At 73.4% G+C, this 15722-nt stretch carries 11 protein-coding genes and 1 pseudogene; 7 read left to right on the top strand and 5 right to left on the bottom strand.

What is annotated here, in order from left to right; translation table 11 throughout:
• Positions 1-119: 119 nt before the first annotated feature.
• Positions 120-875 carry a 3-oxoacyl-ACP reductase FabG gene (gene fabG, locus ACYVDO_RS15845; RefSeq protein WP_460937642.1) on the bottom strand — a complete coding sequence of 252 codons (756 nt, stop codon included), beginning with the start codon at positions 873-875 and terminating at the stop codon, positions 120-122.
• Positions 876-1054: 179 nt separating this feature from the next.
• On the opposite strand from fabG, the gene glgX reads away from it, so the two are divergent.
• The 3 genes from glgX to treZ are packed head-to-tail and all read left to right on the top strand — an operon-like array spanning position 1055 to position 7666.
• Positions 1055-3220, top strand: a complete 2166-nt coding sequence (gene glgX, locus ACYVDO_RS15850) for a glycogen debranching protein GlgX (protein ID WP_460937644.1) — start codon at positions 1055-1057, stop codon at positions 3218-3220.
• A complete protein-coding gene (treY, locus tag ACYVDO_RS15855) occupies positions 3217-5826 on the top strand; it encodes a malto-oligosyltrehalose synthase (RefSeq protein WP_460937646.1) in 2610 nt (869 codons plus the stop codon). Before glgX ends, treY begins: the two co-directional genes overlap by 4 nt.
• Entirely contained in the window at positions 5813-7666 is a 1854-nt protein-coding gene (gene treZ, locus ACYVDO_RS15860; protein WP_460937648.1) for a malto-oligosyltrehalose trehalohydrolase, read from the top strand. The genes treY and treZ overlap by 14 nt, the downstream gene beginning before the upstream one ends.
• A 143-nt stretch (positions 7667-7809) precedes the next feature.
• Here treZ and ACYVDO_RS15865 read toward each other — a convergent pair whose 3' ends face one another.
• The gene (locus ACYVDO_RS15865; RefSeq protein WP_460937650.1) at positions 7810-8760 is read right to left on the bottom strand and encodes an acyl-CoA thioesterase; all 951 of its coding nucleotides are present in this window, start codon (positions 8758-8760) and stop codon (positions 7810-7812) included.
• Positions 8761-8780: 20 nt separating this feature from the next.
• Complete coding sequence (yczR, locus tag ACYVDO_RS15870) at positions 8781-10232, bottom strand: MocR-like transcription factor YczR (protein WP_460937652.1); 1452 nt, start codon at positions 10230-10232, stop codon at positions 8781-8783.
• A gap of 61 nt (positions 10233-10293) precedes the next feature.
• Here yczR and yczE point away from each other — a divergent pair, with 61 nt between their 5' ends.
• Positions 10294-11130 carry a membrane protein YczE gene (gene yczE / locus ACYVDO_RS15875; RefSeq protein ID WP_460937654.1) on the top strand — a complete coding sequence of 279 codons (837 nt, stop codon included), beginning with the start codon at positions 10294-10296 and terminating at the stop codon, positions 11128-11130.
• A gap of 267 nt (positions 11131-11397) precedes the next feature.
• Here yczE and ACYVDO_RS15880 read toward each other — a convergent pair.
• Positions 11398-11709 (bottom strand): annotated as a pseudogene (locus ACYVDO_RS15880) (TetR/AcrR family transcriptional regulator); the annotation flags it as partial.
• On the opposite strand from ACYVDO_RS15880, the gene ACYVDO_RS15885 reads away from it, so the two are divergent.
• Positions 11708-12256 (top strand): NADPH-dependent FMN reductase, encoded by a 549-nt coding sequence (locus ACYVDO_RS15885; RefSeq protein WP_460937656.1) that lies wholly within the window; start codon positions 11708-11710, stop codon positions 12254-12256. The pseudogene ACYVDO_RS15880 and the gene ACYVDO_RS15885 overlap by 2 nt on opposite strands.
• Before the next feature lie 24 nt (positions 12257-12280).
• Here ACYVDO_RS15885 and ACYVDO_RS15890 read toward each other — a convergent pair whose 3' ends face one another.
• Positions 12281-14398, bottom strand: a complete 2118-nt coding sequence (locus ACYVDO_RS15890) for a RecQ family ATP-dependent DNA helicase (protein WP_460937658.1) — start codon at positions 14396-14398, stop codon at positions 12281-12283.
• Positions 14399-14446: 48 nt separating this feature from the next.
• Between ACYVDO_RS15890 and ACYVDO_RS15895 the strand changes: the two genes are divergently transcribed.
• Together ACYVDO_RS15895 and ACYVDO_RS15900 are read left to right on the top strand one after the other, a co-directional pair.
• Positions 14447-14923, top strand: coding sequence for an acyl-CoA thioesterase (locus ACYVDO_RS15895; protein ID WP_460937660.1), 477 nt, complete (start codon positions 14447-14449; stop codon positions 14921-14923).
• On the top strand, positions 14920-15549 hold the full coding sequence (locus tag ACYVDO_RS15900) for a hypothetical protein (RefSeq protein ID WP_460937662.1): 630 nt from the start codon (positions 14920-14922) through the stop codon (positions 15547-15549). The genes ACYVDO_RS15895 and ACYVDO_RS15900 overlap by 4 nt, the downstream gene beginning before the upstream one ends.
• Positions 15550-15722 lie beyond the last annotated feature (173 nt).

Genomic DNA, 15722 nt, shown 5'->3' on the forward strand with positions numbered 1-15722 from the left:
GACCGCGCGTCGACCTGACACGCCGCCCCGGACACCCAACCCGCGTGAACGCAGAGGCGCCGCCGACAACCCAGCCGGCGGCGCCTCACCCTGCCCACTTGACAGGATGCGACTACATATCAGTCGAGCGGTCCGCCGGCGACGTAGATGACCTGGCCGGAGACGAAGCCGGCCTCCTCCGAGCAGAGGAACGAGATCGTGGCGGCGATGTCCTCCGGCTGCCCCACCCGCTGCACCGGGATCTGGGAGGCCGAGTGCTTGATGAAGTCCTCGAACGGCACGCCGATCCGCTCCGCCGTCGAGGCGGTCATGTCGGTCTGGATGAAGCCCGGCGCCACGGCGTTCGCGGTCACCCCGAACCGGCCGAGCTCGATGGCCAGGGTCTTGGTGAAGCCCTGCAGCCCCGCCTTGGCGGCCGAGTAGTTGGCCTGCCCGCGGTTGCCCTGGGCCGAGGACGAGGACAGGTTGACGATGCGTCCGTACTTCTCCTGCGTCATGTACGCCTGCACGGCCCGGGTGAGCAGGAAGGCCCCCTTGAGGTGGACGGCGATGACGGCGTCCCAGTCCTCCTCGGTCATCTTGAAGATCAGGTTGTCGCGGATGATGCCGGCGTTGTTGACCAGGATCGTCGGTGCCCCGAGCTCCTCGGCCACACGCTTCACGGCCGCCTCGACCTGGTCGGCCCTGCTCACGTCGGCCCCGACCGCGATCGCTCGCCCACCCGCTGCGGTGATCGCCTCGACCGTGCCGGCGCAGGCCCCTTCGTCGAGGTCGAGCACCGCGACGGCGTTGCCGTCCTTGGCCAGGCGCAGGGCGGTGGCCGCCCCGATGCCGCGGGCTGCTCCGCTGACGACTGCGACGCGCTGGGTGCTCATGGGTCCTCCGTCGTGATGGGTCGGTGGTCGGCGCGACGACCGCGCCCGGACCTGGCTGCACTCTACTGAGCGGCCGCTTACCTGCGCAGGGTGGGCGTCGGTGGCGGCGCCGCGGTTCGCGACTAGGGTTTCCGGGGGACGGACCGACCACCACCGCATGACCCACAGCAAGGAAACACATGGAGATCTGGCCAGGCAAGGCCTACCCGCTGGGGGCGACGTACGACGGCACCGGCGTCAACTTCGCCCTCTTCTCTGAGGTGGCGACCCGCGTCGAGCTGTGCCTCGTCGAGGACGACGGCACCGAGACCCGCGTCGACCTGCCGGAGGTGGACGGCTTCGTCTGGCACGGCTACCTGTCCGGCCTGCAGCCGGGACAGCGGTACGGCTACCGCGTGCACGGCCCCTACGACCCGGCCGCCGGCCACCGCTGCAACCCCGCCAAGCTGCTGCTCGACCCCTACGCCAAGGCCATCGACGGCATGGCCGACGGCGACCAGTCGCTGTTCTCCTACGACTTCGACGACCCGAGCGACGAGCCCGAGAAGGCCAACACCCAGGACAGCGGCGCCCACACCATGTACTCCGTGGTGATCAACCCGTTCTTCGACTGGGGCCAGGACCGCCAGCCGCGCCACGAGTACCACGACACGGTCATCTACGAGGCGCACGTCAAGGGGCTCACCGAGCTCCACCCGGAGGTGCCCGAGGAGATCCGCGGCACGTATGCCGGCATGGCCCACCCCGTGACGATCCAGCACCTCAAGGACCTCGGGGTCACCGCGGTCGAGCTCATGCCCGTGCACCAGTTCGTCGACGACTTCACCCTGCGCGACAAGGGCCTGCACAACTACTGGGGCTACAACACCATCGGGTTCCTCGCGCCGCACAACGGCTACGCGGCATACGGCACCCGCGGCGAGCAGGTGGCCGAGTTCAAGGGCATGGTCAAGGCGCTGCACGAGGCCGACATCGAGGTGATCCTCGACGTCGTCTACAACCACACCGCCGAGGGCAACCAGCTCGGGCCGACGCTGTGCTTCCGGGGCATCGACAACGCCGCCTACTACCGGCTCGTCGACGGCGACGCGTCGCACTACTACGACACGACCGGCACCGGCAACAGCCTGCTGATGCGCCACCCGCACGTGCTGCAGCTGATCATGGACTCGCTGCGCTACTGGGTCACCGAGATGCACGTCGACGGCTTCCGCTTCGACCTCGCCGCGACCCTGGCGCGCCAGTTCCACGAGGTCGACAAGCTGTCGGCCTTCTTCGACCTGGTGCAGCAGGACCCGGTGGTCAGCCAGGTCAAGCTCATCGCCGAGCCCTGGGACGTCGGTGACGGCGGCTACCAGGTCGGCAACTTCCCTCCGCTGTGGACCGAGTGGAACGGCAAGTACCGCGACACCGTCCGCGACTTCTGGCGGGGTGAGCCGTCGACCCTCGGCGAGTTCGCGTCGCGCATCACCGGGTCGAGCGACCTGTACGAGCACAACAGCCGCAAGCCCATCGCCTCGATCAACTTCGCCACCGCCCACGACGGCTTCACCCTGCGGGACCTGGTGTCCTACAACGAGAAGCACAACGAGGCCAACGGCGAGGACAACAACGACGGCGAGAGCCACAACCGCTCGTGGAACTGCGGCGTCGAGGGGCCGACCGACGACCCGGACGTCGTGGCCCTCCGGCTGCGGCAGCAGCGCAACTTCCTCACCACCCTGCTGCTCTCGCAGGGGGTGCCGATGCTCCTGCACGGCGACGAGCTCGGCCGGACCCAGCAGGGCAACAACAACGGGTACTGCCAGGACAACGAGCTGACCTGGGTCGACTGGGACCTCGGCGAGGAGCAGCTCGACCTCCTCGCCTTCACCCGCCGGCTCGTGCAACTGCGCGCGGACCACCCCGTCTTCCGCCGGCGCCGGTTCTTCGCCGGTTCGGCCGACCACGGCGGCGAGAGCGAGGTGGGCGACATCGCCTGGTTCGAGCCCGGCGGCCAGCACATGGACGAGTCGTCGTGGAGCAACGGCTACGCCCAGGCGATGTCCGTCTTCCTCAACGGCCAGGCGATCCCCGAACCCGACGTGCGTGGCCGTCCGATCGTCGACGACCACTTCGTCGTCATGTTCAACGGCTCCGACGACCCGATCGCCTTCACGCTGCCGGATGCGGACTACGGCGAGCACTGGACCACCGTGATCGACACGGCGGCGCAGACGGTCGACGAGTCGGTGTTCGACCCGGGCGACACGGTGACGGCGCAGGGCCGCAGTGTGGTCGTGCTGTGCTGCCCCCACGAGGTGGAGGCGGGTGCGCCGGCGGGAGCCTCGGTGATCCGGCGATGACGGTGGGTGACGCGAACGGCGGCCACCAGCCGGGGGCGCAGGCCGACGGGGCGAACGCCCCCGGTCACGACCCCGGCCATGCCCCAGGCGACGACCCCGGCCATGCCCCGCGTCACCGGCCGGGGGCGGGCCGCATCATCCCCACAGCCACGTACCGCCTGCAGGTCCACTCGGGGTTCACCTTCGACCAGGCCGCCGAGCAGGCGCGGTACCTCGCCGACCTCGGCGTCTCGCACGCCTACCTGTCGCCGATCCTGCAGCCGGCACCCGGTTCGACGCACGGCTACGACGTCGTCGACCACACCCGGTACAACCAGGAGGCCGGGGGCAGCGAGTTCGTCCGGCTGAGCCGCACCCTGGCGCTGTTCGGCCTGGGCATCATCGTCGACGTCGTCCCCAACCACATGGCCACCCCGACCCCGGCGTGGCTCAACGCCCCGTGGTGGTCGCTGCTCTCCGGTGGCCAGGGGTCGCCGCACGCGCACTGGTTCGACGTGGACTGGGAGGCCGAGGACGGGCGGGTCCTGGTGCCGGTGCTCGGCGCCCCGCTCGCGGAGGTACTCGCCTCGGGCGAGCTCACGGTCAGCCGTGACGGCGGCCCCCACGGGGACGAGTGGGTCGTCCGCTACCACGACCACGCCTTCCCGGTCGCCGAGGGCACCGAGGAGCTCGACCTGCCCGAGCTGCTCGCCGCCCAGCACTACCGGCTGGCGGACTGGCGCGAGGGCGGCACCAGGCTCAACTACCGGCGCTTCTTCGACGTGACGTCGCTGGCTGCGATCAGGGTCGAGGACCCGGACGTCTTCGACGCGACCCACCGGCTGCTGCTGGACGCCTTCGCCGCGGGCCACGTCGACGGGTTCCGGATCGACCACCCCGACGGGCTCGCGGACCCCGCCGGCTACCTCGAGCGCCTCGCCGACGCGACCGGCGACGCCTGGGTGGTCGCCGAGAAGATCCTCGAGGGAGAGGAGGAGCTCCCCGGGTACTGGCGCTGCGCCGGCACCACCGGGTACGACGCCCTGCTCCGGGTCGCCCAGCTGTTCCACGACCCGGGTGCGGGCGAGCGGCTCTCCGCGCTGTCGACCGAGCTGCTCGGCCGGCCCCAGGACCTCGGCGCCATGGTGACCGCCGCCAAGCAGCAGGTCGTCGCCGAGGTCCAGGCCGCCGAGGTCAACCGGCTGATGCGGCTGGTCGAGAGCGCCCTGCCGTGGGACGACGTCGAGTCGCTCCGCCGGGCGCTCGGGGCCCTGCTCGTGGCGATGGACCGCTACCGCGCCTACCTCGGCGACGGCGTCCCCGCCGACCTGGGCCAGGCGCACGTGGTGACCGCCGCGGAGGAGCGGGCGCTCGAGCTCCTCGCCGAGCGCGACCACCTCAACCTGCGCGTCATCGCCCAGCTCGCGCGGGGCGGCCGGCTGCAGGAGGCGTACGCCGACTCCGACGAGGCGCGGCACGAGTTCGTCCAACGGTTCCAGCAGACCACCGGGCCGGTGATGGCCAAGGGCATCGAGGACACCGCGTTCTACCGGTACGTCCGGCTGACCGGCCTCAACGAGGTCGGTGGCGACCCCGGCGAGGTCGGGGCACCGCCACGAGCGTTCCACGACTACGCCACCCACCGGTTGGCGACCTGGCCGCTGACCATGACCACCCTGTCGACCCACGACACCAAGCGCAGCGAGGACGTGCGGGCCCGGTTGGCCGTGCTCTCCGAGGACCCCGACGGCTGGGCCTCGTGGGTGCGCACCGCCCGCGAGCTGGCCGCGGACCACCGCGGGGCGCGGCTCGACGCCGCGACCGAGTACCTCCTGTGGCAGACCCTCGTCGGCGCGTGGCCGGTCAGCACCGAGCGGCTCGCCGAGTACGCCACCAAGGCGGTGCGCGAGGCCAAGCTGCACACGACGTGGACCGCCCAGGACCCGGCATACGAGCAGGCCGTCGGGCGCTTCGTCGACGGGGTGACGCGCGACCCCACGGTGGTCCGGCACGTCGAGTCCTGGGTCGCGGCCACGGCGGAGTCGTTCCGCGCCAACGTCCTGGGCCAGAAGCTGGTCCAGCTCGCCATGCCCGGCGTCCCCGACGTCTACCAGGGCAGCGAGCTCGTCGACCTCTCGCTCGTCGACCCCGACAACCGGCGGCCCATCGACTACGCGCGCCGCGCCGACCTGCTGTCGCGGCTCGACCGCGGCGAGCGACCCGACGACCTCGACGCCGAGAAGCTGCTCGTCACCTCCACCGCCCTGCGGCTGCGCCGCGAGCGGCCCGGGTGGTTCACCGGCCCCGACAGCACGTATGCCGCCGTGCCCGCGTCCAGCCCGCACGCCGTCGCCTTCGCCCGTGGTGACCACGACGGTGCGGGGGCGGTCGCGGTCGCGACCCGGCTCGCCGGGCGCCTCGCCGCCTCCGGTGGTTGGGGAGAGGCGACCCTCTCGCTGCCGGCGGGCGAGTGGCAGGACGCCGTCACCGGCCGGGTGGTCGTGGCCGCAGGGGAGGCTGCCGGTGCCGACGGTGCGGGCCGCGTGCGTCTGTCCCGCGTGCTCGCCGACCTCCCGGTCGCGCTGCTCGTGCGGCATGGCAGCCTTGGGCGCGATGACCACTCATGAGACGCGCGAGGCGCTGAGCCGTCCCGAGATCACCGTGTGGGCGCCGTGGGCCCAGGGCGTGCAGATCGAGTGGGCGACGACCGGCGCAGGCGCCACCGACCCCATGCAGGCCAAGGGCGACGGCTGGTGGTGCTGGCTCGGCCCGGGGCTGCCCGAGGGTGCCCCGCTCGACTACGCGTTCCGGCTCGACGACGGCGACGCGCTGCCCGACCCGCGGTCCGCCTGGCAGCCGCACGGCGTGCACGGGCCCAGCCGGTGGTTCGACGCGTCCGCCCACGAGTGGCGCGACGCCACCTGGGCCGGGCCGCTGCAGGGCGACGGGATCCTCGGGGGCGTGGTCTACGAGCTGCACGTGGGCACCTTCACCCCGGAGGGCACGCTCGACGCCGCCCAGCGCCGCCTGGGCCACCTCGTCGAGCTCGGCGTGGACGTCGTCGAGCTGATGCCGCTCGCCGCCTTCCCGGGGCGCTGGAACTGGGGCTACGACGGCGTCGGGCCGTGGTCGGTGCACGACGTCTACGAGGGACCCGTGGCGCTGCAGCGGTTCGTCGACGCGTGCCACGCGGTCGGACTGGGCGTCTGCCTCGACGTCGTCTACAACCACCTGGGCCCGGTCGGCAACTACCTGTCGCAGTTCGGGCCGTACTTCGCCGACCGCCACGAGACGCCGTGGGGTCAGGGCCTCAACCTCGACGGGGAGGGCAGCTTCCACGTCCGGCGGTGGATCGTCGACAACGCGCTGCGCTGGTTCGCCGACTTCCACGTCGACGCCCTGCGCCTGGACGCCGTGCACGAGCTGCACGACGACTCCGACCGGCACCTCCTGGCCCAGCTGTCCGACGAGGTCGCTGACCTGTCGCAGCGGCTGGGGCGTCCGCTCGCCCTCATCGCCGAGAGCGACCTCAACGACCCGGTCATGGTCACGCCGACCGCCGAGGGTGGCCTGGGCATGACGGCCCAGTGGGACGACGACGTGCACCACGCGCTGCACGTGACGCTCACCGGGGAGACGCAGGGCTACTACCGCGACTTCGCCGGCAACAGCCCCGCGATGCCCGAGGGCGGCCCGCTCGACGTCCTCGCCAAGACGCTGACCCGGGCGTTCCTGCACGACGGCTGCTACTCCACCTTCCGTGGCGAGCGGTGGGGTGCACCGGTGGACCGCGCCCACACCGACGGACGCCGGTTCCTCGCCTACCTGCAGACCCACGACCAGGTCGGCAACCGCGCCGTGGGGGACCGGATCTCGGCCACGATCCCACTGTCGCGGCAGGCGGCGGGCGCGGCCATCTACCTCACCTCGCCCTACACGCCCATGGTGTTCATGGGGGAGGAGTGGGGCGCCACGACGCCGTTCCAGTTCTTCACCGACTTCGAGGACGCGGCCCTCGGGGAGGCGGTCACCGAAGGGCGCCGGGCCGAGTTCGCCGAGCACGGCTGGGCCGCCGAGGATGTCCCTGACCCGCAGGACGAGCGCACCTTCCGGCGCTCGCAGCTCGACTGGGCCGAGCCGCACGAGAGCGACCACGCGAGGCTGCTGCAGTGGTACCGCGACCTCATCGCCCTGCGCCGCGACCGGGCCGAGCTCGGCGACGGCCGGCTCGACCTCGTCGAGGTCGACGCCGACGAGCGCGACGGCTGGCTGGTGGTGCGCCGTGGGCCGCTGCGGGTCGTGGTCAACCTCTCCGAGTCCCGGTGGACGGTGCCGCTCGACGCGACCCCGGACGAGGTGGTCCTCGCCTGGGAGCCGGAGCAGACCAAGGCCCGCCCCGGCGGCCTGCACCTGCCGCCCGGCACGGCCGCGATCGTGCGGATCGGCCACAACGGCAACGGGACCTGACGCGCGGCTGCCGTGGTCCTGTCCTGTCCCGGGGGCGATACGTGCCAGAAGTGTCACGCGCCGCCCTCGGCTTCCACGCGGTGCGGCGGAAGGTGACCGAAGTGTCACGAATCGCCCCGGGGCGAGTCGTCGGGCGAGGGGCGTCAGGACTCCTTGACGCGCACCATGCCCTCCTGGGCCACGGTCGCCACGAGGGTGCCGTCGGCCGCGAAGATCCGCCCCAGGCCCAGCCCCCGGCCGCCCGACGCGGACGGCGACTCCTGGCTGTAGAGCATCCACTCGTCGGTCCGCACCGGGCGGTGGAACCACATCGCGTGGTCGAGGCTGGCGGGACGGAGCCGGCGGTCCGACCAGGCCAGGCCGTGCCGGCGGAGCACCGACTCCAGCAGCGTGTAGTCGCTGGCGTACGCCAGCACGGCCGCGTGGACCAGCGGGTCGGCGGGCAGGCGCCCGACCGCCTTCATCCACACGTCCTGGCGGGCCACCCGGTCGGCGCTCGGCTCGGCGAAGACGTCACCCTGGACGTGGCGCAGCTCGACCGGGCGGCGGAGCAGGTGCCTCGCCGCGGGGTGGTCGACGCCACCGAACCGGTCCGCGAGCGACGGCAGCTCCTGCGGCGCAGGGACCCGCGGCATGACGTCCTGGTGGTCCAGGCCGCCGGCGTCCCGCTGGAAGGAGGTGATCATCGACAGGATCGGCAACCCGTCCTGGAGGGCATGCACGCGGCGGGTCGAGAACGAGTTGCCGTCGCGCATCCGCTCCACGGCGAAGCGGATCGGCTTCGTGTCGTCGCCGGGCCGCATGAAGTAGCCGTGCAGCGAGTGGATGTGCCGGGGGCCCCCGCCGTCGTCGACGGTGTCCATGGTGCGGCCGGCCGCGATGATGCACTGCGCGAGCACCTGGCCGCCGAAGACGCGACCGTGCGGCATCTTCTGGCTGCGCCCGAGGAAGACCGTCGCGCCCGACTCGCCGAGGTCGGTCGTCGTGTCGCCGACGCCCTCCACCGTGATCCTGGCGGTCCCGAGCTCCTGGAGGTCGAGGGTCTGCAGGAGGTCGGCGAGCGGGTCGAGGTCAGGGGGGCTCTGCTCCGTCACAGGCCGACCCTAGCGGGCCGTCAGGCCACCAGCGGCGACCGGTTCACGCGGCCGACCCGTCCCGCTGCCGCCTCGTCCCAGGCGGCGGCCAGCCGGTCCACGGCCTCGGCGACGACGTCCGGCGCGTGCCCGGTGAAGGGGAGCCGGAGCCAGCGGTCCATGCCCCCGTCGACGCCGAACTGCGAGCCCGGTGCGAGGACCAGTCCCCGGCGGTCGGCCGCGGCGCACAGCGGCGTGGACAGGGCCTCGGGCAGCTCGACCCAGAGGCACAGACCCCCTTGGGGCACGCGGAACCGCCACTGCGGCAACCGGTCCCGCAGGGCGGACACGAGCGCGTCCCGGGTCCCGACCACGGCCGCCCGACGGTGGGCCAGGACCTCCTCGCGGCGGGTCAGCAGCTCGGCCAGCACGAGCTGCTCGAGCACCGGGGCGCCGAGGTCGAGGGTCAGGCGGGCGCTGAGCAGCGGAGCGACGAGGTCGCGCGGCGCGCGGACCCAGCCGATCCGCAGGCCGCCCCAGAACGCCTTGCTGGCGCTGCCCAGGGTGACGGTCCGCGCGTGGTGTGCCGCGAAGGGCCGCGGCATCTCCAGGGCCGGGTCGTGGGCCAGCTCGGCGAGCGTCTCGTCGACCACGGCGACGGTGTGGGTCCGGGCGAGCGCCGCACCCACCGCGGCCCGGTGCTCCTCACCCAGGAGGGTGCCGGTGGGGTTGTGGAAGTCCGGGAGCAGGTATGCCGCGCGCGGCGCCGTCTGCCTCAGGGTCGCCTCGAAGGCGGGGACGTCCCAGCTGCCCGGCGACACCGGGTGCGCCACGGGCCGGGCCCCCGCGTGCCGGACTGCCTCGATGGCGTTGGGGTAGGTCGGGTTCTCGAGCACGACGCGGTCGCCCGGGGCCAGCAGGGCGCGGCAGGCGAGGGCCAGGCCGGCGAGGGCCCCGTTGGTGACGATGACCTGGTCCGCGGTCGTGGCGACCCCGCGCTCGGTGTACCGCCGCGCGATCGCCTCGCGCAGCCGGGCGACGCCGAGCGGGTGGTACCCCGTGCCTGCGAGGTAGCGGGGGAGCTCGGCGACTGCGGTCTCGTAGGCCGCGACGGTGCCGGGCGGGGCGCTCATGGAGGCGCAGGTCAGGTCGATGACGCCACCCGAGGTCTGCTCGTCGTGGGGGTGCAGCGCCGTGCCCTGCCGCGGGCTGGGCAGGTCGTCGGGGAGGGCGGTCACGCTGCCGGAGCCCTGCCGGGAGGTGAGGTAGCCGCGGTCGCGCAGCTCGGCATACGCGCGGGTCACGGTGGTCCGGCTCACCCCGAGCACGGCGGACAGCTCGCGCTCGCTCGGCAGCCGGCTGTCCACCGGGATTCGCCCGTCCGCCACGAGCAGGCGCAGCGCGTCCGCGAGCCCGCGGTAGGCCGGGGTGGCCTCCAGGGCGGTCCCGAGGAGCGGGACGAGACGGCGCGCGGAGAGAGTGCGGGAGGCCATGCATGCCACTTTGCCAGAATTGGCTCTGTCGAAACAGGCCAGTTGAGGCCAGTCTTGGGCCGTGACCCGCACCTCGCTCGCCCCGCTCTCCCCGCTCCAGCAGCTCGCCGCCGGGCGCCTGACCCGCCGGCTCACCCAGCTGTCCACGGGGCTGGTGCTCTACGGGGTCTCGATGGCGATGATGATCCGCGCCGGGCTGGGGCTCGACCCCTGGGACGTGTTCCACTCCGGAATCGTCCGGCACGTGTCCCTGAGCTTCGGCACCGTCGTCATCGTCGTCGGGGCCGTCGCCCTGCTGGCCTGGGTGCCGCTGCGGCAGTGGCCCGGCCTCGGGACCATCGCGAACGTGGTCGTGATCGGCCTCGCGACCGACGCGGCGCTGGCCGTGCTGCAGCGTCCGCAGGCTCTCGGCTGGCGGGTGGCCCTGCTGCTCGGGGGCATCGTGCTCAACGGGTTGGCCGGCGCGCTCTACATCGGCAGCCAGTTCGGACCCGGCCCACGGGACGGGCTGATGACGGGCCTGGTGCTGCGGACCGGCCGGAGCGTGCGCCTGGTGCGCACCTCCCTGGAGCTCACCGTCCTCGCCGTGGGGTGGGGGATGGGTGGGGTGGTGGGCGTGGGCACCATCCTCTACGCCCTGGCGATCGGGCCGGTCGTGCAGCTGTTCCTGCCCCTCCTCACCGTCCCGCTGCCCGTCCCGGCCGGCGGAGCAGCCCTCGAGTCCGGCGGGTCGGCACCCGGGTCCAGCAGGTCAGGCAGGAGCGGGGTCCCCGGTGACGACCCGGTGGACGAGGTCCACCCAGGCCCGCGCGAAGTCGTCGACGGACAGGTCGTCCAGGGACTCGGTGCCGCCAGGGCGGTCGAGGGCGGCTGCCTCGAGGGGTGCCAGCAGGGCTAGGGCGAGGAAGCCCCGGTCCCCGGTGACCCCGAGCTCGCCGAGCAGGTGGGCCAGGTGGAGCGCGCTGAACGAGCGCACCCCGGCCGCGTGCCGGCCGATCCGTCCGGCTGCCTCGATGAGGCGGGCCGCTTCGACGTTGTAGGCCAGGCGCTCGCGGCCGAAGGCGACGAGCCGCTCCATGGCCGGGGCCCCGGGGCCGAGGGGAGGCGGTCCTGACACGACCCGGCCCTGGAACTCCTGCTCGCGGAAGTTGAGCATCGCCCCCATCAGGCCGGCACGGCTCTCGAACCGGCGGAAGACCGTGCCCTTGCCCACGCCCGCGGCCTGGGCGACGGCCTCCATCGTGACCGCGTCGACCCCGCACCGCTCGATGAGCTCGCGGGCCGCCACGAGCAGGGCCTCGCGGTTGCGCGCGGCGTCGCGCCGCTCGACGGGCGGCCCCTCGAGCAGGGGGAGCGGCACCTGGCTCATGCGCCAGATCCTAGGGTGGCGACTGCCGGACCCGGGCGGGAAATAAACCGGACCGCGGTCCGGTTGTGGTGGGGTGCAGGATTCCCCCCCACCTGAAAGGCCCCTCATGCCCAGCACCCGCGTCGTCGTCCTGGTCGGTTCGCTTCGTGCCAACTCCCTCAACCGCCGGATCGCCGAGAAGGTCGTCGAGCGCGCGCCCGAGGGCGCGGTCGTCCAGATCGCCGACGGCCTCGGCGAGATCCCGTTCTACAACGAGGACCTCGACGGCAGTGCCGTCCCGGCTCCGGCCCAGGCCCTCAGGGACCTCGTGGCCGGCGCCGACCGGGTCCTCGCGGTGACACCCGAGTACAACGGCACGATGCCCGCGGTGCTGAACAACGCCATCGACTGGCTGTCGCGGCCCTACGGCGTCGGCGCCATCAAGGGCAAGCCCTTCGCTGTGGTGGGAGTCACCCCGACCCCGTACGGCGGCCGGTGGGCGCACGAGCACGCCCGTCGCTCGGCCACCATCGCCGGGGCCATCGCCCCCGAGGACATCGCCTTCTCCCAGACCTCGATCGACGTCGACGTGCTCGGCGACGAGGAGGTGGTGGGCCGCCTGCTCGCCGCCGTCGAGGCGCTCGTGGCCCTGAACCCCGAGGCCCAGGCCGCCTGAGACCCGGGTCGTGGCCGCCCTGCCTCAGCCCTCCAGGGCGAGGACGAAGGGCAGCACCCCGGACGCACCCGCGCGACGCAGGACCTGCGCCGCGACGGTGAGCGTCCACCGCGACGACGCGAGGTCGTCCACCAGCAGCACCGGACCGGTGAGCTCGCTCACCGCCCGGTGCTGCTGGGCGTCGAGGCCCAGCCGCTCCCAGACGTTCGCCAGCCGGAAGGCGCTGTTCCCGCCGGCCTCGCCCACCGGGCCGCCGTCGACCAGCTGCAGCGGGCCGAGCCACTGGAGCCGGCCCATCTCGGCCAGGCCATGGCCGAAGGACTCGACCAGCTGCGGGCGCGTCCGCGAGGGGACCGCCGCCACCGCCACGGGGCGCTCCTGCCAGCCCCAGTCCCGCAGGATCGGCACGCAGGACCGGAGCAGGGCCGGGTCGACCGGCGCGTCGGGCGAGCGGAGCAGCTCGCGCAGCCGCTGGCCCCACCCGAGGTCTGTCAGCCGCGCCACGGCATACCCCGCCTGCATGGACTCCTCTGCGGGGATCCGGCCCTTGACGGGCACGCCGAGCCGGTCCATCCCCGTCGGCCACTGGGCTCGGGGCTCGAGCTCGACGCCGGCGCGCTCGAGCCGCCCCCGGGCCGTGGTGACGGCGGTGTCGGGCACCTCCGTGGGGAACCACGGGCCGGCGCAGCCGTCGCAGCGCCCGCAGGGGGCCGCGCTGTCGTCGTCCAGCGACTCCTGCAGGAACGCCATGCGGCACTCACCGGTGCGCTCGTAGGCGACCATCAGCTCCTGCTCGCGGACCCGCGCCTGCGCGACCCGCTCGTAGCGCTCGGCGTCGTAGGTCCAGGGCTGGCCGGTGGAGGCCCACCCGCCGGACACGCGCTGCACCGCGCCGTCGACGTCGAGGACCTTGAGCAGCAGCTCGAGCCGGGTGCGGCGGATGTCGACGATGGTCTCCAGGGCCGCGGTCGACAGGGGCCGGCCGCTCTCGCCGAGGGCTCGCAGGACGGCGTCGGCCTGCTCCTGGCGCGGCATCGACGCGGACGCGAAGTAGGCCCACACCTCCTTGTCCTCCGGCCCGGGCAGCAGCAGCACGTCGGCGCGGTCGGTGGCACGGCCCGCGCGGCCGACCTGCTGGTAGTAGGCGACCGGCGACGACGGCGCCCCCAGGTGGAGCACGAACCCCAGGTCGGGCTTGTCGAACCCCATGCCGAGCGCTGATGTGGCCACCAGGGCCTTGACCCGGTTGTCGCGCAGCATGGTCTCGAGCTGCTCGCGGTCCGCCGGATCGGTGCGCCCGGTGTAGGCGCGTACCTCGTGCCCGGCCTCGCGGAGGGCGGCTGCCACGTCCTCGGCCCCGGACACCGTCAGGGCGTAGATGATCCCGGAGCCGGGCAGGCCGTCGAGGTGCGCCAGCAGCCATGCCAGCCGTTGCTCCGGCGAGGTCTGGCGCATCACGCCGAGCCGCAGCGAGTCGCGGGCCAGGCCGCCGCGCAGGGTGAGGACGTCGTGGCCGCCCACCCCGAGCTGCTCGACGACGTCGGTGACGACCCGGGCGTTCGCCGTCGCGGTCGTCGCGAGCACCGGGGTGCCGGTCGGCAGGGTCTGGAGCAGGTCGCGGATGCGGCGGTAGTCGGGTCGGAAGTCGTGACCCCAGTCCGAGACGCAGTGGGCCTCGTCGACCACGAGCAGGCCGCACCGCCGGGCGAGGTCGGGCAGCTGCTCGTCGCGGAAGCGCGGGTTGTTGAGCCGCTCCGGGCTCACCAGCAGCACGTCGACCTCGTCGCGGGCGAGGGCGGCCGACACCTCACCCCACTCCTGGGCGTTCGCCGAGTTCATCGACACCGCGCGGATGCCGGCCCGCTGGGCGGCCGCGATCTGGTCGCGCATGAGTGCGAGCAGCGGCGAGACGATGACGGTCGGACCGGACCCCTGCTCGCGCCGCAGCACCGTCGAGACGAAGTAGACGGCCGACTTGCCCCACCCGGTGCGCTGCACCACCAGCACCCGCTGGCGACTCTCGACGATCGCGAGCACCGCCTCGAGCTGCCCGTCGCGGAAGTCGGCGTCCTCGCGCCCGACCAGCCGCCGCAGGACGGTGGTCGCGCGCGTGGTCAGGTCGACGTCGGTGGTGGTCTGCATGCCGACCACCGTAGGCCGCCCGCCCGACACCCCTGCGAGGATGTCCCCATGTCCGAGGACCAGGCGACGCCCCCACCGGAGCGCTACCGCGTCAACGTGCCGCTGCGCTGGAGCGACATGGACGCCTACGGCCACGTCAACAACGTGCAGTTCCTGCGGCTGCTCGAGGACGCCCGCGTGATCGGGTTCGAGGAGTGGTTCGGGCAGGACCGGTCGGTGCTGTCCGAGGGCATCCTCGTCGCGCGGCACGAGATCGAGTACCTGGCGCCGCTGCAGTTCCGGGTGGCGCCGATCGTCGTCGAGATGTGGCCCACCCGGATCGGGGGAGCCGGGTTCGACCTCGGGTACGAGGTCCGGGACGGGCGCGACGGCGCCGACGGGCAGACGGTGTTCGCTCGCGCCGAGACGACGCTGGTCCTCTACGACTTCGCCACCGCACGGCCGCGCCGCATGGACGACACGCTGCGCGCGGTGCTGCAGGCGCACGCCGGCGATCCGACCCCGTTCCGCTGGCGGCGTCGATGACGAGCCTGCGGTTCCCCGACGCCCGGGGCCTGTCCGACCTCGCGTCGTTCGTCCGACGTGCCAAGGTCGCCGACGAGGACGGAGCCATCCGGCTGCAGGCCTCCGGCACGACCCTCGCGGGCTACGTCTCGGTGCTCCCGGGCGCCGGTCTCATGGGTGAGGGGACCGTCCTGGGGCTGCGCGCCATGCCGCTGGCCGAGCCGGCCGAGCTCGACACGACCGTGCCCCTTGCCGGCATCCTCGACCGGGTCGCTCGCGACGGTGCGGCCAGCGAGCTGCAGGTGCCACCCACCACGGTGCGCGTGCCGTGGGCGGCGTTGTCGCCGCCGCGGTCGGGGTGGGAGCGCGTCGGCGTCGTGCCGGCTGACGAGGTGAATGCCATTGCACGACAGGGCATCTCGGAGATCGCCGAAGGCGCTCCGGCGGACGCCGGTGGTCATGCGGTCAGCGCACTGCGCAGGCAGGTGTGGGGTCGGACGACCACCACGACCCCGCCCGTGCCCGCGGGGGGCGCGTTCGCGGCATACGCGCTGGGCTTCAGTGCGCCCGGCGCCGAGGTGGTGGTGTGGACGCACGGCCGCTGGACCCGGCTGAGCACCCCCGCCGGCCACGTCCTCGTCCGCTGACCCACCGGCCGCTCGAGGCGGTGCGGGAGAGGTCGCGGGCCACGGGTGGGGCAGCCCTCCTGGGCTGCGTCGCCCGCGGCGGTCGGACGACCAGCTCGCGCGGGTCGTCGGCGTGGCGGGCCCGACACGCCGATCGGCCACCTGAACTGGTCGTCGGCCGGCCCCCGCGACGT

The sequence above is a fragment of the Phycicoccus ginsengisoli genome (genome assembly GCF_054779295.1).

Excerpts from the sequence above, each read along its gene's own strand:
- glgX (WP_460937644.1), top strand. The coding sequence starts at position 1,055 with ATGGAGATCTGGCCAGGCAAGGCCTACCCGCTGGGGGCGACGTACGAC.
- yczR (WP_460937652.1), bottom strand. The coding sequence starts at position 10,232 with ATGGCCTCCCGCACTCTCTCCGCGCGCCGTCTCGTCCCGCTCCTCGGG.
- fabG (WP_460937642.1), bottom strand. The coding sequence starts at position 875 with ATGAGCACCCAGCGCGTCGCAGTCGTCAGCGGAGCAGCCCGCGGCATC.
- treY (WP_460937646.1), top strand. The coding sequence starts at position 3,217 with ATGACGGTGGGTGACGCGAACGGCGGCCACCAGCCGGGGGCGCAGGCC.
- ACYVDO_RS15890 (WP_460937658.1), bottom strand. The coding sequence starts at position 14,398 with ATGCAGACCACCACCGACGTCGACCTGACCACGCGCGCGACCACCGTC.
- ACYVDO_RS15900 (WP_460937662.1), top strand. The coding sequence starts at position 14,920 with ATGACGAGCCTGCGGTTCCCCGACGCCCGGGGCCTGTCCGACCTCGCG.
- treZ (WP_460937648.1), top strand. The coding sequence starts at position 5,813 with ATGACCACTCATGAGACGCGCGAGGCGCTGAGCCGTCCCGAGATCACC.
- ACYVDO_RS15885 (WP_460937656.1), top strand. The coding sequence starts at position 11,708 with ATGCCCAGCACCCGCGTCGTCGTCCTGGTCGGTTCGCTTCGTGCCAAC.
- ACYVDO_RS15895 (WP_460937660.1), top strand. The coding sequence starts at position 14,447 with ATGTCCGAGGACCAGGCGACGCCCCCACCGGAGCGCTACCGCGTCAAC.